Here is a 19,447-nt window from a genome sequence, read left to right on the forward strand (position 1 = left end):
GCCCCGCCCGGGCCGCTGCCTATTCGGCGGCGAGATCGACGTGAGGGATCTCGAGTTCCGCGACGACCGGGAGGTGATCCGACGCGTGCGTGCGGAGGGTCTTCGCCGAGATCGGCCGAATGTCACGACTCGCGAGAATGTAGTCGATACGTCGCATCGGGATGGGGATCACGGGGTTTGTGCGGCCGAGGAAGCGCTTGGCAAGCGGGAAGCGATGCTTCGCGGCCCACACGTCTGTGAGCCCTTTCGTGAAGACGGAATAATCGCGCGCATGCGAGGGCGCGGAATTGAGATCTCCCACGAGGACTGCGGGCTCCGCGCCCGTGAATGCGACCTCGCGCGCGGCTCGGAACTGCGCGCGCCTGGTCCGCCCTGGGCCGAGGGCGAGATGCGTGACGGCAAATGAGAAGGGGACTCCATCGGCGTCGATCCGCGTGCGTAGCACCGCGCGGCGTTCGATCAGTCGGTTTTCGGGAAGACGCGCGAGGTGCGAATCGACAATCGGGTACGAGGACAGCACCGCGATCCCGTACTGTCTGCGCGTGCTAAGCCCCACCCGCTCCGCGGAACGACGCGACGGATCAAGATCGATCGTGGGGGCGAACTGAGCGTGCATGTGGAGGCGGTCTGCGAGCCACGCTGCCTGATCCACGAAGTCTGAGCGCGTCCCGAAGAATCGATCGACCTCCTGCAGGCCGATCACATCGGCCTCGAGCGACTCGAGAGCGTAAGCGGTCGCGTCGAGATCGAGAACGTTGCGGGAATTAGCGCCGTGATGAATGTTGAACGTGGCGACGCGGACGCGCGCAGTGCGCGGGGACGAGGGCGGGGAAGCAGGCATACCTCTATTGTGCCGCGAAACGTCGAAGAATAATGGTGTTTGGGAGACTTAGCTCGCGCAGGGGCGAGAAGCCTTAGCAAATAGAGGCACGAGAGGTTCCACGGCGGCGAGAATCCGCGTGCGCAGCGCATCCGAACGATCGGCGAGAAGCCGCTGGCGCCGCACGTACTCGCGCTTACCCTCATCAGTTTCGATCGGTACGATCCCGTATCCGTAGCCTCGGCAGTCGTACGGTGAGGCCTCCATATCGAGAATCCTTAAATCCAGGGCGTGCTCGAAGCAGTCGAGTGCGATATCGCTCGGCAGCAGCGGCGCGAGCTTCATCGACCACTTGTACAGGTCCATGCCCACGTGAAGGCATGCCGGATCATCTCTCATGGGCTGACTCTCGCGAGTGGGGCGCGAGGCATTGAGCGGAGCCGCCTGCGGCGTAAAGAAACGAAACGCGTCGATATGCGAGCACACGAGACGGTTCTCTTCAACCACGCGGTTTGTTTCCTCGGCGCTCAGTCGCAAGGGAAGCGATTCGTGACGCTTCTCGCCCGGCCCGAGGCGGTACACCATCGCCCATTCGTGAAGTCCAAAGCATGAAAAATTCCCGGGCTTTTCGGCAAAACTCGAGTTAGACAGCAATCGGTGAATCCAGTAGGCGGCATCGCCTCGCTCGCGTGCAAATCGCTCGAGGTCCGCCGCGCGCACCGCACCGGATGCGCCGCCCGATTGGGGCTGCATGTCGCTATACCAGCGCCGGCAGCCGTCGGAATCGACATCCCCAACCCCGCTGCGTGCCTGATCCGCCGAGGCTTCGTAACCCACCTGCCAGCCCGGATGCCAGCGCCGAAGCTGCCCCGGGCTGAAGGGATAGTACGTGTGCAGAAAATCCTCGATCGGGTGCTTCTCGCCGCGTGCCTTTCGCTCTCGGTGCGGGGCGCTCAAACGATCCGCGCGCGCCTCGTGCTCCTCGCGTGCATGCATCGCTTCTTCCGCCGACATCACGGCGACGAAGCGACCGGGGGCAGCGGGCGAGAGCGATGACGAAGACGAACGCGATGAAGAAAACACTCATTGAGTTTACGTGCCGATACGTGTGGGGCGGGCTGCGCACGGGCTGCGGATGTGAAGAAAGAGTGAGGGGTGGCCAAGGGCATAGAGGCATAGCCCGTGCAAGCCAAAGCGCGCTACTAGACTGAGGGCATGCGCATTGCACGATTCACCACCGGCTCGAACCCGATGTTCGGCATCGTCCAGGAAAAGGACGGCGTGGACATGGTGTACGGAATCTCGGGAGACCCGCTGTACACCCAGATTCAACCTAACGGCACGATCCTCCCGCTCGAGGACGTCCGCCTCCTCGCCCCTGTGATCCCAAGGTCGAAGGTCGTTGGCGTTGGCAAGAACTACGCGGAGCACGCGCGCGAGATGGGCGACGAAGCTCCCGAACGCCCGCTGCTGTTCCTCAAGCCGAACACGTCGGTGATCGGTCCCAACGATCCGATCGTTTACCCCGCTGACGCCGCGGAGCTCAGCTTCGAGGCAGAGCTCGCGGTCGTCATCAAAACCCTCGCGAAAAACATCCCGGCCGAACGCGCCTCGGACGTCATCCTGGGCTACACGTGCGCGAACGATCTCACGGTGCGCGATGCCCAGCGCGAAGAGTCCCAGTGGTTCCGCGCGAAAGCCTTCGACACCTCGTGCCCGCTCGGGCCGTGGATCGAAACGGACCTTGATGCCGCGAACGCACGCATCCGCTCGCGCGTAAACGGCGAGGTCAAACAGGACGGCACGAGCGCCGACATGCTGCGCCGCATCCCCGAGCTCATCGAGGAGGTCACGCGCTCGACGACCCTTCTTCCCGGCGACGTCATCCTCACCGGTACGCCCGCGGGCGTCGGGCTCGTGAACGTTGGTGACACCGTCGACATCGACATCGACGGAATTGGCACCCTCACAAATCGCATAGTGTCGCCCGAAGATCTCGAGGCCTAAGACCACATCCGGGGATCTCACCCCGCCAACCTCTCGAAGGAGAACACCCACGTGAGCGCTGAGAACATCGATCTCGCGAGCCTTCCCGCCCTCGACAGCACGCGCGGCCACAGTGAGGTCCGCGTGCGCTTTTGCCCGTCGCCAACCGGCACGCCGCATATCGGCATGGTGCGCACCGCCCTGTTCAACTGGGCCTACGCGAAACGCACGGGTGGCACGCTCGTGTTCCGCATCGAGGACACCGACCAAGCGCGCGATAGCGAAGAAAGCTACAACCAGCTTCTCGATGCGATGCGATGGCTTGGCATTACGTGGGACGAAGGCGTGGACGCGGGCGGCGAGGACGGTCCCTATCGCCAGTCGCAGCGCGGTGAGATTTACCAGGACGTCATCCAAAAGCTCAAGGACGGCGGCTACATCTACGAGTCGTTCTCGACTCCCGAGGAAATCCAGCAGCGCCACATTGCCGCTGGCCGCCCGAAGGAATCGGGGTATGACGGTTTCGATCGTGACCTGACCGAAGAGCAAAAGGCAGCGTTCCGCGCCGAAGGACGTGAGCCCGTGTGGCGCGTGCGCATGCCCGATGAGGACATCACGTTCAACGACCTCGTGCGCGGCGAGATCACGTTCAAAGCCGGTTCGACCCCCGACTACGTTGTCGTGCGCGCGAACGGCCAGCCGCTCTACCCCCTCACGAACCCCGTCGACGACGCCCTCATGGGCATCACCCACATTCTGCGCGGCGAAGATATCCTCAGCTCGACGCCCCGGCAGATCGTGCTGTTCGAAGCACTCAAGAAGATCGGCATCGCAAAGTTTACGCCCGAATACGCCCACCTTCCCTACGTGATGGGGGAGGGCAACAAGAAGCTGTCCAAGCGCGATCCCGAGTCGAGCCTTTTCCTCTACCGCGACGAGGGTTTCGTGCCCGAGGGAATGATCAACTACCTCTCGCTGCTTGGCTGGGGCTACAGCGGCGATCAGGACATCTTCACGCGCGAGCAGTTCGTCGCGAAGTTCGATGTTGCCGACGTGAACCCGAACCCCGCTCGCGTTGACTACAAGAAGGCGCTCGCGATTAACGCCGACCACATGCGCATGCTCGACGAGGCCGAGTTCACCGAGCGCATGATCCCGTACCTCGAGAAGGCCGGGGTTGTCGAAACCCCCATCACCCAGGATCAGCGCGCCCTCCTCGCGAAGGCCACGCCACTCGTGCAGCCGCGCATGAACCTCCTCGGTGAGGCCCCGGGGATGCTGCGCTTCCTCTTCATCGACGATGCCGATCTCGTGATCGAAGAGGACGCCCTCAAGAAGCTTGGCGACGATCCCGTTTCCGTTGTGCGCCGCGCCATCGAGGTCATCGAGGAAGGCGGCAAGGAGAACTTCACGACCGAGACGCTTGAGGCGTCGCTGCGCGAAGCGATTATCGACGGCATGGGCGTCAAGCCCCGGCTCGCGTTCGGGCCGCTTCGTTCGGGCATCTCTGGCCGTCGCGTGAGCCCGCCGCTGTTTGAATCGATGGAGCTTCTCGGCTACGAATCCACGATCGCCCGCCTTTCGTCGTTCGCCGATCTGCTCGCATCCCGGTGAGCGAAGAGACGTTCGAGTACGCGACCGGGCACGGCAGCGCGCACGCCAAGACGATTCTGATCGGCGAGCACGCTGTCGTGTACGGGCATCCCGCGATCGCCTTTCCCATTCCCCACTTGAGCCTCACGGCAACGGCCAGGCTTTTGCCCTATCCGGATTCGGTCAGTACTCACACCGGACGCATCGAGGGATCCGTCTCCGCCGAGGGTTTCGGGACGATCAGCGGCTCGTACTCGCTGACCGAGGGTTTCTCGTTCGATGATCAGACCGTTCCCGGCGACGAGGTGCGTTTCGAGAGTGGCCTCACGCTCGATGTACCCTCGTCGCGCACGGGGGAGCGGCGTGGAAAGCGGCGCATTGCAACCGTCGGCGACCCTTCCACGGGCGCGATCTACCTCGACGTCGATACGGAAGAGGCCGAGGACGAACTCGCCCAGTCGGCACTGCGGACAATTCTCAGCCACGTGGGCGAGAAGCCTGGACGCGCCGAAGTCACGGTCGAGGGAAGTATCCCCACGGCGCGCGGCCTCGGGTCGAGTGCCGCGATGGCGAGCGCGATCGCCGTTGCCGTTGCGCGCCTATACGGTCACGAACTCACGAGCGAGGAACGTTTCGAGCTCGTGCAGTTCGTCGAACGCATCGCGCATGGAACTCCGAGTGGTCTTGACGCATACCAGACCATGGCGGATGGCCCACTGTGGTTCCAGGCAGGCAAGGCGGAACCGCTCGAACTTGCTCACGCGCCGGCGCTCGTCGTGGCTGACACGGGGCTTCCCGGGCACACCCTCGATGCGGTTCGCGGCATCCGCGAGCGGCGTGAACGCGATCCCCGACTCGTGGATCTTGCGCTCGAGACGATCGCTTCGCTCGCGCACACCACACGCGAAGCGCTGCGTATCGGCGATATGAGCAGCGTGGGTCGCGCAATGAACGACTGCCAGGAGATTTTGACGGAGCTCGGGGTATCGCATTCGCGGCTCGAACACCTCGTGGGGGCAGCACGCGATGCAGGTGCACTCGGTGCGAAGCTCACGGGTGGAGGCCTGGGCGGCTGCATCATCGCCCTCGCTCCTTCTCACGGCGCTGTCCCCGCGCTTTCGCGTGCGCTTTCGGCTGCCGGTGCGAAGAATGTGTGGTCAATCAACCCCGCGAGTGAGGAGAGCTCATGACCCGCGCTACCGCCGTCGCACACCCCAACATTGCACTCGTGAAGTACTGGGGGAAAACGGATCGCGAGCTCAATCTGCCCGCGACCGGATCACTGTCGCTGACTCTCGACATATTCCCGACGACCACGACGGTCGAGGTGACGGACGATCCCTTCGACCGGGTCGTCCTCGACGGGGTTGAGCTGTCCGGTGAGGAATCTGCGCGCGTGCGCACGGTCCTCAGTCTTGTGCGTGAGCTCGCGGGTTCGGAGGCGCACGCACATGTCACCTCCACGAACACGGTTCCGACGGCTGCCGGGCTCGCCTCGAGCGCGGCCGCTTTCGCGGCGCTCGCGAAGGCTTCGAGTGTCGCGTACGGGCTTTCGCTGAGCGATGCGGAGCTTTCGCGCCTCGCGCGCCGTGGCTCCGGATCGGCGTGCCGCTCAATTTTCGGCGGGCTCGCACGCTGGAATAAGGGCACGAGTGACGACACGAGTATTGCCGAGCCCCTCGAGTGGAGCGGCGAGCCCCTTTCGATGGTCGTCGCGGTCATCTCAAGCGCGCGCAAGAAGATCGGCAGCCGCGCCGGCATGAACCACACCGTGGAGACCTCTCCCTATTTCGAGGGATGGGTATCGTCGAACGCCGTGCTTTTGGAGCGCGCGTCGCGCGCCGTGCACGATGCGGATTTCACGAGCCTCGGCGAGATCGCGGAGATGAGCGCCCTTCGCATGCACGCCTCGATGCTCGGCGCGGAGCCGCCTGTGCGATACCTGACGGGCACGAGCTTCGCGATGATCGATGCGGTCCAGGAGCTGCGAGAGCAGGGGATCGAGGCATACGCGAGCGCCGATGCCGGGCCCAACGTGAAGATTCTGTGTCGCTCGCGCGAGGCCGCTCTCGTTACCGAGCGCCTGCGTGAGAGGATCGAAGACGTGAAGATGCATGTTGCGAACGCCGGCCCCGGTGCCTACCTCCTCGATGAGGGTGAGCGCCCGAGCGAAGCATGAGCGCTTTCGAATTCCGCGCCCCGGGAAAGCTTTTCGTCGCTGGCGAGTACGGGGTTGTGCGCGCCGGTAATCCCGCGGTGTTGATCGCCGTGGATCGCGCGGTCACGGCCCGCGTGAGTCCCGTGCGCCGCGCCTACGGCGTGCGCGTCGCGAGCGAGCAGTGGGGCGAGGAGCGCGACTATGCTCCCGTGAGCGCCGAGGCGCCAGCATCCGAGCAGCAGCGAGAACCTATTTTCCGCGCTCTCGACGTTTTCGTGGAGTATTACGGGCCTCTGCCCGCCCTTGATATCCACGTGTCGTCAACCCTTGATGACAGTGACGGTCGAAAGTATGGCTTCGGCTCTTCCGGCGCCGTTGTCGTCGCGACCATTGGCGCCGCGGCTCGCGCCCTCAACATCGCTCTCAGCCCGCGAGAACTCTTCAAACTTTCGGCTCTCGCCGTGCTCGACGGTAATGTGCGCGCCTCGTGTGCAGACGTCGCCACGAGTGTGCTCGGTGGCTGGGTCCTGTACCGATCATTCGATCGGGAGGCCGTGCGCGATCTGCGCGCACGCGAAGGCGTCAAGAGCGCGCTCGCCGCGCAGTGGCCGGGCCTTGCTCTTGAGCCGCTCGACGTGCCACACGCGCTCAAGACCGTCATCGGCTGGAGCGGTGCGCCTGCGTCGACCCGCTCGCTCGTAGCGCAAGTCGACGATGCTGCCCGCGCTGGACGCATCGACTTCGAAGCATTCGCGCGCGAGAACGCCGCGCATGTGGAGCGTTTCGTCGAGGCGGTGCGCACGGGCTCGACGATTGACGCCATGCGCGTGCTCGAATGCGTCCTCGCTCAATTGCGTGACCTCGACGCTGCGGCAGGAGGAAGCGAGGGGCCGCTCGGCATCGAAACGCCAGAGCTGCGCGCTATGACCGAGATCGCCGTCGCACACGGTGCCGCCGCAAAACTCTCGGGAGCTGGCGGCGGGGACTGCGTTCTTGCCCTCGCCCCGAATGCCGACGTCGCGACGGCAGTGAGACAAGCCTGGCGGCGAGCGGGAATGACCGCGCTCAACGTGGGCGTAGAGCCGTCGGACCTCCACGCCCGCACACATGTGACGACCGAAAAGCAAGGAAGCGCCCATGAGTAGTTCCCGCAAAGACGATCACGTTCGGCTTGCGATGGAGCAAGAGACCGCCCACCGCCGCTCACGGGACTTCGATGACGTGCGCGTGCTTCATCACGCCCTGAGCGCCGTCAATGTCGAGACCGTGAGTCTCGAGGTTGAAATAGGAGAGCGCACGTGGCCTCTGCCGTTCTACATCAACGGCATGACCGGCGGTAGCGAGTTCACCGGCAAGATTAATCAGGCACTCGCGATCGCCGCTGCGGACACGGGTATCGCGATGGCCTCAGGGTCCATGAGCGCCTACTTCAAAGATCCATCGTGCGCGCCGAGTTTCACCGTTCTTCGTGACGAAAACCCACACGGCTTCCTCATGGCGAACCTTTCAGCGAACGCAAGCCCCGAGCAGGCCTGCGAGGCGGTCGAGCTCATCGATGCCGATGCACTTCAAATCCATGTGAATGCCGTCCAAGAAATCGTGATGCCCGAGGGAGATCGCGAATTCGAGCACTGGGCCCAGCACATCGAGGCGATCGCACGGGCCGTCGATGTTCCCGTGATCGTGAAGGAGGTGGGCTTCGGGATGACGGGGGCTAGCGCACGCACGCTGTCCTCACTCGGTGTTGCCTTTGTGGACGTGGCTGGCAATGGTGGCACTGACTTCGCACGCATCGAGAGCGCGCGCCGCACCGATCAGTTCTCCCACCTCAATGGCTGGGGTCAGAGCGCCGTCGAGAGCCTGATCGATGCGCGCGGGGCGTCGCGCGACACGGGGCTCCCGCTTCTCGCGAGCGGAGGTGTTCGCACGAGCCTCGATGTCCTCAAATGCCTCGCGCTAGGGGCGAAGGCCGTGGGAGTCGCGGGCGGTTTTCTCGCGATCGTGCGCGACCACGGACCCGATGCGCTCATTGGTGAAATCCGAACGTGGAAAGAGCAACTGCGGTTGATGATGGCGCTCGTGGGCGCACGAAACGTCGACGCGCTCACGCGCACAGATCTCGTGCTCACGGGGCGCGTGCGCGAGTACGCGGAGGCGAGAGGCATCGATCTTTCCCCCTACGCGCGGCGCAGCGGAAAGGCGAATGGAGGCACTCATGAGTGACACACGCGAGCAGGGCGCTTTCGCGCAGATTCCCATGAAATGGCTCGGGCCCCTGAGGATCAGCGGAAACGTGGCCGAAGGCGAGGTCGAGGTCCCCCTCGCCACCTACGAGACGACCCTGTTTCCCTCAGTCAAGCGCGGGGCAACGGTGTCCCGGCTCGTCGAGGGCGGAATCCGCACGACCCTCGTTGACGAGCGCATGACCCGCTCGATCCTTTTCGAAGCAGATTCGGCGGCCGATGCCTACGACGCGGCGAGGCGTGTGTGCGCGGATCTGTCCTCGCTTCAGGAGGTTGTCGCCGGCACGAGCCGCTTTGCGCGCCTGATCGAAATCGCCCCCGAGATCGTCGGTAATCTCCTGTATTTGCGCCTCGAGTTCCTCACGGGCGATGCGGCTGGCCACAACATGGTGACCCTCGCCGCAGACGCCCTCATGGCGCACATCGCGAACCGCGAGAGCGCTTTGCGATACGCGAGCATCTCCGGCAACTACTGCACCGACAAGAAAACCTCGGCCGTGAACGGAATTCGAGGGCGCGGCAAGAATGTGATCGCGGAGATCGTCCTTCCCGAAGAGGTTCTGCGCCGGCGACTGCGCACGAGCGCCGAACGTATGGCGGACCTCAACGTGCGCAAGAACCTTGTGGGTGGCATCGCCGCAGGCTCCCTCAGGAGTGCCAATGCGCACTACGCCAACATGCTGCTCGGGTTCTATCTTGCGACGGGCCAGGACGCCGCAAACATCGTTGAAGGCAGCCAGGGCATCACGCACACCGAGCGCCGGGGCCGAGACGGCGAGGACCTGTATTTCTCGTGCACGATCCCGCATCTCATTGTCGGGTCCGTGGGCAACGGCAAAGGGCTTGATTTCGTGAGTGACAATCTCGCGCGCCTGGGATGCCGCGAGGAGCGCGAGCCGGGGGAGAACGCCCGACGTCTCGCGGGACTCGCCGCCGCAACCGTCCTATGCGGCGAGCTCTCGCTCATGGCTGCGCAGACCAATCCGGGCGAGCTCATGGCCGCCCACGTCCAGTTTGAAAGGAGTTCGCGATGACGCACGCGATCGGCATCACCGATATCTCAGCGGCGACGACCTCGCTCTTCTTCTCCCTCACTTCGCTCGCCGAAGCACAAGGCACGAGTCCCGGCAAGTATTTGCGCGGAATTGGCCAACATGAGATGAGCGTGCCGGGCGACGACGAAGACATTGTCACTCTCGCGGCCCGGGCAGCTGCGCCCATTATCGAGCGCCACGGCACCAAGGAGATCCGCACGCTCGTGCTCGCGACAGAGACAGGCATCGACCAGTCGAAAGCGGCGGGCATCTACGTGCACGAACTCCTCGGCCTCGAGCACAATGCCCGAGTCGTCGAGCTCAAAGAGGCATGCTATTCGGCAACCGCAGCGCTCCAGTTTGCGCTCGGAATCGTGGCGCGCAACCCCGATGAAAAAGTTCTCGTGATCGCGAGCGATATTGCCCGGTACGAGCTTGATTCGAGTGGTGAGGCAACCCAGGGGGCGGGTGCGCTAGCGATGCTCGTGAGCGCTGACCCCGCGATCATGGCAATCGAGCCCGCTTCGGGTCTTTTCACCGAAAACGTCCATGACTTCTGGCGTCCCAATGACCGCACGACCGCCCTCGTCGACGGCCGTTTCTCCGTGACCGTCTACCTGCGCGCCGTGACAGAGGCATATGACGACTACGTGCGCCGCGGGGGAGCGGAGTTCTCCTCCATCGCGCGCATGTGCTTCCACCAGCCGTTCACCAAGATGGCGGCGAAGGCCATGCAGACCCTCGCGAAGCACGCGGGCGCCCAATCGGTCGCGAGCGCCGTGTCCTCGCTCGAGGAGACCATGATTCACAACCGCCGCCTCGGCAATACGTACACGGCGTCGGTGTACATGGGGCTCTTGTCCCTTCTCGAGAACGCCGAGCTTGGTGCAGGCGAGCGCATCGGGATCTTCAGCTACGGCTCGGGCGCGGTCGCCGAGTTTTTCGCCGGCACGCTCGTCGAAGGGTATCGCGAGCATGTGCGCCCAGGTGCGCTCACGGCCCAGCTCGATGCGCGCCGCGAAATCGGCTATGAGGAGTATCGCGAACGGCACATTCGCGCGGATCGTACGGGCGATTATGAAACGCGTGCGGAGGGGAAGGGCCCATTCCGTTTGGCGGGTGTGCGCGAGTCGGTTCGGGTGTACGAAAAAGCGTGAAAACAGGGTCCGACGGTTGCAGGGCCAGCGTCGGAATCGCATTCGTGTGAAAGCTTCCACAAAGGACGCAGGAAAAGTTGCCGGGGCTTTCGCGCTGGACTACTGTTGTATTTCGTTCGGCTCGCCGGGCAAAACCCTTGGGGTATGGTGTAATTGGCAACACGGCTGATTCTGGTTCAGTTGTTCTAGGTTCGAGTCCTGGTACCCCAGCGATGCAGGTCACACGACCTGGATTTGGAAACAGCCAGCAGCTTTGCTAAAGTTTCTAAGGTCTCATTGAGGCAAGGCCCCGTTCGTCTAGCGGCCTAGGACGTCGCCCTCTCACGGCGGTAACACCGGTTCAAATCCGGTACGGGGTACAGAGCGAAAGCCCGACCACTTCGGTGGTCGGGCTTTTTCGTGCCCGGGACCTTTCCGGCGTATCCTTAAAGCGAGCAGGGAGTTTGGCTCACAAAAGCGTGAGCCCGGCCGTGGAAGGAAGAAAACCATGAGTGCAAATGAAGGCCGGATCGTTGTCGGCGTCGAAGACACCGAGGAATCCGATCACGCAATCCGCTGGGCGGCGCACACTGCCCTCGCCCTGAATAAGCCCCTGCATCTTGTGCACGCATTCGTGTGGCCGCTCATGGGGGTCGATGTCGATCCCGTTCCCGGCGTGAGTGGGTCGGGCCTCAAGGTCGCCGCGCAGCGCTTGCTCGATGAAGCGGCTCAGATCGCCCATGAAGTTGCCCCCGGCTGCGAGGTGACGACCCAGATTGTCGACGGCCGCGCGGTCGACGTGCTCATTCAGCAGTCAGCGACCGCAGATGCGCTCGTGGTCGGCTCTCGCGGGCTCGGTCGCTTCCTCTCGATCATCGTGGGATCAACCAGTTCGGCGCTCCTCACACGCTCGAAATGTTCGATCGTTGTCGTTCGCGGCGACATTGCCGCAGATGGCCCCGTGGCCGTGTTTTACGACGGTGGGACGGCCTTTGACCGCGCGCTCGAGCGCGCCGCAGAGTTTGCGAAGGTGTACGGCACCGGCGTTCGTGTTGTCCCCTCGATCGTGATTCCCGAGGAGAAATGGGCGGGCATTCTCGAGAGCGCTCAACGTCACTTGCGCGAGGTTGCGCCCGAGGTGGACGTGGAGATCACCGAGTACGGTCGCCAGCACACGGCAAAAGAGTTGATCCGACGTAGCGAGGGCACGAGGCTTATCGTTGCGAACGCGCGCGGCAAGCACGGGGAACTTGAGCGTCAGCCCGTCGTGTCGAATACCGCTTTCTTGCAGTACGCGAACACCCCCGTGTGGCTCGAGAGGCAGTAAGCCGCTCGAGCCCGTCAAGTGGACTTCTAGTGGCCGCTCTGGCACACGAGTTCGCTAAGTTTTTCCGCGTAGCTCATGACGAGAGTAGCGTGGATTTTTCCGGGCTGTCGCGTCATGCGGTCGATCGGGCCCGAGATTGAGAGGGCGGCAATGACGCGGTCGCTCGGGCCTCGAACCGGCGCACTCACGGAGGCAACGCCCGATTCGCGTTCGCCGACGCTTTGCGCCCACCCCCGTCTGCGCACGGCCGACAGCATTGAGGCTGTGAAGCGTGCTCCGTGGAGCCCGCGGTGGAGGCGGTCGGGCTCTTCCCAAGCGAGAAGAATCTGTGCGGCGGAACCGGCTCGCATCGTGAGCGTTGAGCCTAGTGGGACGGTATCGCGCAGGCCGCTTGGGCGCTCGGCCGTCGCGACGCATACGCGGTGTTCGGCTTGGCGGCGATAGAGCTGCGCCGATTCTCCGGAGCGGTCCCTGAGCTCGGCAAGAACGGGGCCGGCGGAGGCGAGGAGGCGGTCCTCACCAGCGGCGGCGGCGAGTTCCGTCAGGCGAGGCCCGAGGATGAAGCGACCTTGGATATCGCGCGCGACGAGCCTGTGGTGTTCGAGCGCGACCGCGAGCCGGTGAGCCGTCGGTCGGGCGAGCCCGGTTGTGCTCACGAGAGTGGCGAGCGTTGCGGGCCCCGCTTCAAGTGCGCCGAGTACCGTGGCGGCTTTGTCGATTACACCGACGCCGCTTCCCTCTTCGATCTGAATGTTCATGGAATAAGACTATCGTCTCGCGATGTGAAATGCGAGCGCTTCGCCACTGAGCTTTCGCGAAACTTGGTGCCAACGAGCTGTGCGCTTCACGCAAAGGAGCGACGCGGGGAGACGACGATCGAGGAGTCACTCAAATGGCGGGAACTCTCGCGGAAAAGGTTTGGCAAGACCACGTAGTCCGCAAGGGCGAAGGCGGAGAGCCGGACCTCCTGTACATTGACCTTCACCTGCTTCACGAGGTGACCTCCCCGCAGGCATTCGAGGGGCTGCGGCTCGAGGGGCGCTCGCCGCGCCGCGTTGACCAAACCCTCGCGACGGAGGATCACAACACGCCGACCGTCGATATCGACAAACCAATTGCCGACCTCACAAGCCGCACCCAGATCAACACTCTGCGTGCCAATGCCGAGGAATTCGGCGTGCGTATCCACTCGCTCGGCGACGTTGACCAGGGCATCGTCCACGTCGTGGGGCCGCAGCTCGGCCTCACGATGCCGGGAATCACGGTCGTGTGTGGCGACTCGCACACCTCGACCCACGGTGCATTCGGCGCGCTTGCCTTCGGCATCGGTACCTCCGAGGTTGAGCACGTCCTCGCAACGCAGACCCTGCCCCTCAAGCCCTTCAAGACCATGGCGATTACGGTCGAAGGATCGCTTAAACCGGGCGTGAGCGCTAAAGACATCATCCTTGCGGTCATCGCGAAGATCGGTACCGGTGGCGGGCAGGGATACGTGCTCGAATACCGCGGAGAAGCCATCCGAAACCTCTCCATGGAGGGGCGCATGACGATCTGCAACATGTCTATCGAAGCGGGTGCCCGGGCCGGCATGATCGCTCCCGACGAGACGACCTTTGAGTATGTCAAGGGACGCCCCCACGCGCCGACGGGGGAGGCGTGGGACGAAGCGGTCGAGTACTGGAAGAGCCTCAGGAGCGACGACGACGCGACCTTCGATGCCGAAGTTGTGATCAACGCCGACGAATTCGAGCCATTCGTCACGTGGGGCACGAACCCCGGTCAAGGCCTGCCGCTCTCGGGCGCCGTTCCCGCCCCAGAGGACTTCGCCGACGACAACGCGAAAGCCGCGTGCGAGCGCGCGCTCGAATACATGGACCTCGAGCCCGGGACCGCACTCAAGGACATTCGCGTCGACACGGTCTTTATGGGCTCGTGCACGAACGGTCGAATCGAAGACCTACGCGCTTTCACCGATGTGATCCGAGGCCGCACGAAGGATCCGAATGTTCGTGTTCTCGTCGTTCCCGGCTCGGCGCGCGTGCGACTCCAGGCCGAAGCCGAAGGACTCGACAAGGAGATCCTGGCCTTTGGCGCCGAGTGGCGAAACGCGGGATGCTCGATGTGCCTTGGCATGAACCCCGACCAGCTCGCCCCGGGGGAGCGCTCCGCCTCGACCTCGAACCGCAACTTCGAGGGGCGCCAGGGCAAGGGTGGGCGCACCCACCTCGTGTCGCCCGTCGTCGCGGCCGCGACGGCCGTGCGCGGAACCCTTTCATCACCCGCTGACCTCGACAATCTCGAACAAACCGACGCCTCGGTGCGTGCCTGAGGGCCGCGAGGACGCTGGGAAAGGACTCACACCATGGAAAAGTTCACTTCGCACACGGGTATCGGTGTTCCGCTGCGACGCTCCAACGTCGATACCGACCAAATCATCCCCGCTGTGTACCTCAAGCGCGTGACGAAGACGGGTTTCGATGACGGTCTCTTTAGCGCGTGGCGCCAGGATCCAGATTTTGTGCTCAACCGTGAGCCCTACTCGCGAGGCTCCGTTCTCGTCGCAGGCGAAGAGTTTGGCACCGGTTCTTCGCGCGAGCATGCCGTGTGGGCGCTTCGCGACTACGGTTTCAAAGCGGTACTTTCGAGCCGATTTGCGGATATTTTCCGAGGCAACGCCGGTAAGCAGGGCCTCGTTGCCGCAGTTCTCTCGCAGTCGGATATCGAGCAGATCTGGAAGATCCTCGAGAACGCGCCGGGAACCGACATCACCGTCGATCTCGAAAATCGAGTGGTTGAGGTGGCCGATTCGACCTTCTCGTTCGAAATCGACGACTACACCCGTTGGCGTCTCATGGAGGGCCTCGATGACGTTGGGCTCACGATGCGGCACGAAGCAGACATCGCGGAGTTTGAAAAGCGTCGGCCCTCCTGGCTCCCGAAGACGCTTCCCGCGCGCACTGTCGACTCCCAGTAGCGGAGCTTTTGCGCCCTCGGCGTACACCGGCGCGTGTGCAGTTCTTTTCAAAGCGCCGTTCGGTATGGTGAGACGGTTACCTGTGGGCTCGTCCCGGAAAAGGAATCAACTCCACTATGACCTCAAGCTTCTATGTGCGCGGCGGGAAGCCGCTCGAGGGTGAGATCACCGTTCGCGGTGCAAAGAACCTGGTCTCGAAGGCCATGGTCGCCGCACTTCTCGGTGAGACCGAAAGCTTCCTCACGAGTGTCCCCGACATCAGTGATGTGAGGATCGTGAGCGAGCTTCTTCGCGTGCACGGCGTAAAAATCGAGCGCGATACGGAAGCGGGAACCCTCCGCATGGACCCGTCGAACGTCGAGCGTGCGCACGTGGCGGACATCGACGCTCACGCGGGAAGCTCGCGCATCCCGATCCTCTTCTGCGGCCCGCTTTTGCACCGCCTCGGTGAGGCCGTGATCCCCGATCTGGGCGGTTGCCGCATCGGCACGCGCCCGATCAACTATCACCTCGACGTGCTGCGCAATTTCGGTGCGCGTGTTGATAAGCGCGAGCACGGCATTTACATCACGGCACCGGATGGTCTTCGTGGTGCAAAAATCCGCCTCGAGTACCCGAGTGTTGGTGCGACCGAGCAGGTGCTCCTCACGGCAGTACGGGCGAAGGGCATCACTGAACTCGAGAACGCGGCCGTCGAGCCCGAGATCGAGGATCTCATCGCCGTTTTGCAAAAGATGGGCGCGATCATTTCGCTGCGTACCGATCGCACAATCGTGATCGAGGGCGTCGAGAAGCTCAATGGCTACCGTCACCGCTGCATTCCCGACCGCATCGAGGCGGCGAGCTGGGCCTGCGCTGCCCTCGTGACTCACGGCGACGTATTCGTCCGCGGGGCCGAGCAGAAGGCGATGGGCACCTTCCTCAACGTGCTGCGCAAGATCGGTGCCGGCGTCGATATTCACGATGACGGGATTCGGTTCTACGACACGGGTAAGGGCCTCTCCTCGGCAGCGATCGAGACCGACGTCCACCCTGGCTTCATGACGGACTGGCAACAGCCCCTCGTCGTGTTGTTGACTCAGGCCAACGGTATTTCGATCGTCCACGAGACCGTGTACGAGAATCGCCTTGGCTTCACGAGCGCGCTCAATGACATGGGCGCGCAGATCCAGGTGTATCGCGAGTGCCTCGGCGGCTCCCGCTGCCGCTTCGGTCAGCGCAACTACAATCACTCGGCGGTTGTGAACGGGCCGCGCCCGCTTGAGGGTGCCGAGATCACGGTCCCGGACCTGCGCGGCGGGTTCAGCTACCTGATCGCGGCACTCGGGGCTGACGGCGTCTCGCAGATCCACGGCATCGACCTCATCGATCGTGGCTACGAATCCTTCAGGGACAAGCTCACGAAGCTCGGTGCCGATTTCTGGGAAGAGTGAGAACGAATCAACGTTCGAGGTAAGGAGCCAACGGTGACAGAGAATCCCTCGACGCACGCGACCGGTGCGTCGCACGAGCGGTACACGTCTCTCGCACTTCGCGATATTCCGCTTCCGGACTATTGCGATGTCGTGATTGTGCCAACCAAGGGCGTTGATGAACCGGATCCGCGCGTGTGGGCCGAGGCGATTTTCTCTCATGAGAACGCGACGCTGACCTCGCGTGGTGCCCGGGCCGTACGGGATGAGGCCATTCGCCTTTTCGACCTCGTGCCGCCGCCCGAACGCGAACGCTATGTGAGCGAGGTTGTGGGCTCTGAGGCTCTCATTATCGACGACACGCCCTCGCTCATGATCCGCATCGGCGTTGCCGTCGAGCCCGGTGGTGAGCTCGTGCGGATCACGACCGCGGTCAAGTACCGTACGATCCGCGGTCGCCTCACCTTTGGCCCGCGACGAATGATGCACGCATCGGCGATTCACACGCTCGCCAAACGCGCCCCTGCCACGCTCAGGCGGCGCGAAACAGCGCGTCTCACCTCGCCTCGGGCGCGTCGCGCGGGATTGACGCGCGGTATCCGTCGCAACCGGCAGCTCCCCTCAGGCAACGGTGAACGCTCGAAGTAGGGCGGGCGAGAGCGAGGGCCACATCGCGGTTCTCGGCGCAGGATCGTGGGGCACGGTTTTCTCGCACATGCTCGCGCGCGGTGGCAATCGCGTGCGCCTGTGGGCGCGCCGAGCGGAACTCGCTTCGCAGATCAACGACAACCACGAGAACGAGAGCTACGTTCCCGGTCTAAAGCTTCCCGCCTCCGTCTGGGCTTCGAGCGATACCGAGGACGTTATCCAAGGGGCACGTGGCATCGTCCTCGCCGTTCCCGCCCAGTCCTTGCGTGCGAATCTCGCGGCCTGGCCATCCATTGCCCACCTGCCCGTCGTCTCGCTCATCAAAGGCATCGAGCGCGGCAGCGACGAGCGCATGTCACAGATTCTTGCGACAACCGGCGGCATTAGTGAGAGCCGCATCGCGGTGCTGTCGGGCCCGAACCTCGCGCGGGAGATCGCCCGCGAGCAACCGTGCGCCTCGGTTATCGCCTCAGCGAGCGAGGAAACAGCCAGAGAAGTGGCCTCGTGGTGTGCGGCGCCCTATTTCCGCGCCTACGTGAGCCGCGATGTGACGGGCGTCGAGGTTGCGGGCGCGATGAAGAATGTCATCGCGATCGCCGTGGGTGCCGCCGCCGGGCTCGGCTACGGCGATAACACGCGCGCATCGCTCATTACGCGCGGCCTCGCGGAAATTACGCGGCTCGGCGTTGCCCTCGGTGCGGAAACGCCCACGTTTGCTGGGCTCGCCGGGATGGGCGACCTCGTCGCGACGTGCGCCTCTCCGCTTTCGAGGAATTTCAGACTGGGGAAGGCCCTTGGCGAAGGTCAAAGTCTGGAGGAGGCCAGAGCAAGCGTCGGACAAACCGCCGAAGGCGTCCCTACCGCCCGCGCCGTAGCAGAGCTTGCCGAGCGCTCGCAGCTGGACCTGCCCATCACCCGTGCCCTCGTCGATGTCGTTGATCGCGGGCGTAATATTGCCGAAGTGACGAGCGCACTTCTTTCGCGTTCTGTCCGATTCGAATAGAGGAGCCCACGTGCACACCATCGCGCTGATTTTCGGCGGCCGTTCGAGCGAACACGGCATTTCATGCGTGACCGCCGGCGGTATTTTGCGCCAGATTGACCGCTCGCGTTTTGACGTTGTGCCCATCGGCGTTACGAGCGATGGCCGCTTTGTCGAGGTCACGGGAGATCCTGAGCAATGGCAGATCACGAACGGGCTCGCCCCGCACGTGCCCGATTCGGGTGACGAAATCATCCTTCAGCAGTCGCGACTTGGGCAGGGAAAGGTCGAGCTTCGCGTCGTGCGCGACGGCGGTCGTATTGAGCACCTCGCACATATTGACGCGGTGTTTCCTCTTTTGCACGGGCCCTACGGCGAGGACGGCACGATCCAAGGACTATTCGAGCTCTGGGATGTGCCCTATGTCGGGTCGGGCGTGCTTGCCTCCGCAGCTTCGATGGATAAGGACTTCACGAAGCGCATTCTCGAAGGCGCGGGTCTCAACATTGCCCGCGGCGTCGTCGCGCGCGCGAGTGAACCTCGAGCGGCGGTGCGCGAGCGCGCATCGAGCCTTTCCTTTCCGCTGTTCGTCAAACCGGCGCGCGCGGGTTCGAGTTTCGGCGTGACGAAAGTGGACGCCCCCGAGCAGCTCGATGCGGCGCTTGACGAAGCCTTCCGCTTCGACCCGAAGGTACTCATCGAGCAGGGTGTCGAGGGGCGCGAGGTGGAATGCGGCGTTCTCCAGGGGGAGAATGGACAGGCACCGCGCACGAGTCTTCCGGGTGAGGTCGTCATCGGCGAGGACCTCGCGTTTTATGACTACGAGTCGAAGTATTTCGGTAAGGGCACCGTCACGATCGATATCCCCGCGGCGATTCCCGAGCGGTACGTGGCGGCAGTGCGAGAGGTAGCCGCGCGTGCGTTCGAAGCCCTCGAACTCGAGGGGCTCGCGCGCGTGGATGTGTTCGTGACCGGGGCGGGCGAGGTGATCGTCAACGAGGTCAACACAATGCCGGGCTTCACCCAGATCTCGATGTTCCCCGTGCTGTGGGAGAACATGGGGCTTTCCTACGCCGACCTGATCTCTCACCTGATCGACAACGCCCTTGAGCGTGGTGTAGGGCTGCGCTAGGG

General features: G+C 63.7%; 18 protein-coding genes and 2 tRNA genes. 17 read left to right on the plus strand and 3 right to left on the minus strand.

The window, feature by feature from the left end:
• Window positions 1-19 precede the first annotated feature (19 nt).
• On the minus strand, window positions 20-841 hold the full coding sequence (locus DEHOM01_RS04780) for an endonuclease/exonuclease/phosphatase family protein (RefSeq protein WP_061211742.1): 822 nt from the start codon (window positions 839-841) through the stop codon (window positions 20-22).
• Between the two features lie 48 nt (window positions 842-889).
• Window positions 890-1,903 (minus strand): 3-methyladenine DNA glycosylase, encoded by a 1,014-nt coding sequence (locus tag DEHOM01_RS04785; protein WP_245630652.1) that lies wholly within the window; start codon window positions 1,901-1,903, stop codon window positions 890-892.
• A gap of 132 nt (window positions 1,904-2,035) precedes the next feature.
• Here DEHOM01_RS04785 and DEHOM01_RS04790 point away from each other — a divergent pair, with 132 nt between their 5' ends.
• From DEHOM01_RS04790 to DEHOM01_RS04840, 11 genes are all read left to right on the plus strand, one after another.
• The gene (locus tag DEHOM01_RS04790; RefSeq protein ID WP_061211744.1) at window positions 2,036-2,827 is read left to right on the plus strand and encodes a fumarylacetoacetate hydrolase family protein; all 792 of its coding nucleotides are present in this window, start codon (window positions 2,036-2,038) and stop codon (window positions 2,825-2,827) included.
• A 66-nt stretch (window positions 2,828-2,893) separates the two neighbouring features.
• Complete coding sequence (gene gltX / locus DEHOM01_RS04795) at window positions 2,894-4,420, plus strand: glutamate--tRNA ligase (protein WP_061211838.1); 1,527 nt, start codon at window positions 2,894-2,896, stop codon at window positions 4,418-4,420.
• On the plus strand, window positions 4,417-5,589 hold the full coding sequence (gene mvk, locus DEHOM01_RS04800) for a mevalonate kinase (protein ID WP_061211745.1): 1,173 nt from the start codon (window positions 4,417-4,419) through the stop codon (window positions 5,587-5,589). Before gltX ends, mvk begins: the two co-directional genes overlap by 4 nt.
• Complete coding sequence (gene mvaD, locus DEHOM01_RS04805; RefSeq protein ID WP_061211746.1) at window positions 5,586-6,578, plus strand: diphosphomevalonate decarboxylase; 993 nt, start codon at window positions 5,586-5,588, stop codon at window positions 6,576-6,578. The genes mvk and mvaD overlap by 4 nt, the downstream gene beginning before the upstream one ends.
• Window positions 6,575-7,702, plus strand: coding sequence for a phosphomevalonate kinase (locus DEHOM01_RS04810; protein ID WP_061211747.1), 1,128 nt, complete (start codon window positions 6,575-6,577; stop codon window positions 7,700-7,702). The genes mvaD and DEHOM01_RS04810 overlap by 4 nt, the downstream gene beginning before the upstream one ends.
• Entirely contained in the window at window positions 7,695-8,780 is a 1,086-nt protein-coding gene (gene fni, locus DEHOM01_RS04815; protein WP_061211748.1) for a type 2 isopentenyl-diphosphate Delta-isomerase, read from the plus strand. The genes DEHOM01_RS04810 and fni overlap by 8 nt, the downstream gene beginning before the upstream one ends.
• A complete protein-coding gene (locus DEHOM01_RS04820; RefSeq protein ID WP_061211749.1) occupies window positions 8,773-9,834 on the plus strand; it encodes a hydroxymethylglutaryl-coenzyme A reductase family protein in 1,062 nt (353 codons plus the stop codon). The genes fni and DEHOM01_RS04820 overlap by 8 nt, the downstream gene beginning before the upstream one ends.
• Window positions 9,831-10,991 carry a hydroxymethylglutaryl-CoA synthase gene (locus DEHOM01_RS04825; RefSeq protein ID WP_061211750.1) on the plus strand — a complete coding sequence of 387 codons (1,161 nt, stop codon included), beginning with the start codon at window positions 9,831-9,833 and terminating at the stop codon, window positions 10,989-10,991. The genes DEHOM01_RS04820 and DEHOM01_RS04825 overlap by 4 nt, the downstream gene beginning before the upstream one ends.
• Window positions 10,992-11,129: 138 nt before the next feature.
• A tRNA-Gln gene (locus tag DEHOM01_RS04830) sits at window positions 11,130-11,201 on the plus strand.
• Window positions 11,202-11,277: 76 nt separating this feature from the next.
• Window positions 11,278-11,350 (plus strand) — tRNA-Glu (locus DEHOM01_RS04835).
• A gap of 128 nt (window positions 11,351-11,478) precedes the next feature.
• Window positions 11,479-12,297 carry a universal stress protein gene (locus DEHOM01_RS04840; RefSeq protein ID WP_061211751.1) on the plus strand — a complete coding sequence of 273 codons (819 nt, stop codon included), beginning with the start codon at window positions 11,479-11,481 and terminating at the stop codon, window positions 12,295-12,297.
• Between the two features lie 26 nt (window positions 12,298-12,323).
• Here the strand turns inward: DEHOM01_RS04840 and DEHOM01_RS04845 are convergent, their stop codons facing one another.
• Window positions 12,324-13,055: an IclR family transcriptional regulator gene (locus tag DEHOM01_RS04845; protein WP_276325411.1), complete on the minus strand. Its 732-nt coding sequence runs from the start codon at window positions 13,053-13,055 to the stop codon at window positions 12,324-12,326.
• Between the two features lie 134 nt (window positions 13,056-13,189).
• Between DEHOM01_RS04845 and leuC the strand changes: the two genes are divergently transcribed.
• From leuC to DEHOM01_RS04875, 6 genes are all read left to right on the plus strand, one after another.
• Window positions 13,190-14,626, plus strand: a complete 1,437-nt coding sequence (leuC, locus tag DEHOM01_RS04850) for a 3-isopropylmalate dehydratase large subunit (protein ID WP_061211752.1) — start codon at window positions 13,190-13,192, stop codon at window positions 14,624-14,626.
• Window positions 14,627-14,659: 33 nt separating this feature from the next.
• The gene (gene leuD / locus DEHOM01_RS04855) at window positions 14,660-15,271 is read left to right on the plus strand and encodes a 3-isopropylmalate dehydratase small subunit (protein ID WP_061211753.1); all 612 of its coding nucleotides are present in this window, start codon (window positions 14,660-14,662) and stop codon (window positions 15,269-15,271) included.
• Between the two features lie 116 nt (window positions 15,272-15,387).
• Entirely contained in the window at window positions 15,388-16,704 is a 1,317-nt protein-coding gene (gene murA, locus DEHOM01_RS04860; protein ID WP_016664749.1) for a UDP-N-acetylglucosamine 1-carboxyvinyltransferase, read from the plus strand.
• 33 nt (window positions 16,705-16,737) lie between these two features.
• Window positions 16,738-17,331, plus strand: a complete 594-nt coding sequence (locus DEHOM01_RS04865) for a hypothetical protein (protein WP_061211754.1) — start codon at window positions 16,738-16,740, stop codon at window positions 17,329-17,331.
• Complete coding sequence (locus DEHOM01_RS04870; protein WP_276325412.1) at window positions 17,315-18,334, plus strand: NAD(P)H-dependent glycerol-3-phosphate dehydrogenase; 1,020 nt, start codon at window positions 17,315-17,317, stop codon at window positions 18,332-18,334. The genes DEHOM01_RS04865 and DEHOM01_RS04870 overlap by 17 nt, the downstream gene beginning before the upstream one ends.
• Window positions 18,335-18,344: 10 nt before the next feature.
• Window positions 18,345-19,445 carry a D-alanine--D-alanine ligase family protein gene (locus tag DEHOM01_RS04875; RefSeq protein ID WP_061211755.1) on the plus strand — a complete coding sequence of 367 codons (1,101 nt, stop codon included), beginning with the start codon at window positions 18,345-18,347 and terminating at the stop codon, window positions 19,443-19,445.
• Window positions 19,446-19,447 lie beyond the last annotated feature (2 nt).

This window comes from Dermabacter hominis NBRC 106157 (assembly GCF_001570785.1).
In the GTDB taxonomy this organism is placed as follows: domain Bacteria; phylum Actinomycetota; class Actinomycetes; order Actinomycetales; family Dermabacteraceae; genus Dermabacter; species Dermabacter hominis.